The organism is Gallicola sp. Sow4_E12, from assembly GCF_052116305.1.
In the GTDB taxonomy this organism is placed as follows: Bacteria; Bacillota; Clostridia; order Tissierellales; family Peptoniphilaceae; genus JBQKLI01.
Genome location: NZ_JBQKLI010000056.1, coordinates 1 through 642 on the forward strand (window position 1 = coordinate 1; position 642 = coordinate 642).

Sequence of the window (642 nt, forward strand, 5' to 3'; positions counted from 1 at the left end):
CGTCTTGCCCACGAGCGGGCCCAGCGTCACCGCACGCGGGGGGCTCGTGTGGTACGCCGGGGGCAGTAGCGCGTAAGGGTCAGGCCGCGGCATCATGCCGCCCCCAGCCCGGCCAGCAGTTGCGCGGCTTCGTCTTGGACAGCGGCAACAGGGTCGCGCGCGAGGTCTACGGTTTCGTGGTCGCGCATGAAGTCCTTGTAGGCGTCTCGGAACGCCTTGCCCATTCCGGTGAGGCTGCCGGGCGCGACGCTGCCGGGGTTGTCCAGAATGCGGGCCATGCCCAGCAGGTGGACCGCCAGCGGGTCTTCGTCGTAGTCGTCAATGCCCGCCGCCTCGAACCGTCGGCGCGTGGTTTCCTCCAGCCGCCCGTGAAGTTCCGCGGGGGTCTCGGGCGTGTCGTCGGCGCTCGGGTTACGCGGTGCGCGCTTCGTGGGCTCAGTCTTGGCGTCGGTGCGCCGGGCGTCGCGGAACTTAGCCTGTCGGCACGCCGGGGAACACACAACCGCCGTCGCGCGCCTGCCCGCCATGCTGCCGCCGCAGACTTCGCACCGTGCCCGATTTCCCATGTAGCACAGAATGGCCCAACCGTTACAGCGTTGGCGTAACGGTATGCCGACGCGGCCAACAGATAGTGAGAACCGC

At 69.2% G+C, this 642-nt stretch carries 1 protein-coding gene; it reads right to left on the reverse strand.

What is annotated here, in order from left to right; all coding sequences use genetic code 11:
- Positions 1–92: 92 nt before the first annotated feature.
- A partial coding sequence (locus ACTQ46_RS11130; protein WP_441749894.1) for a hypothetical protein occupies positions 93–642 on the reverse strand: 550 nt, incomplete at its 5' end.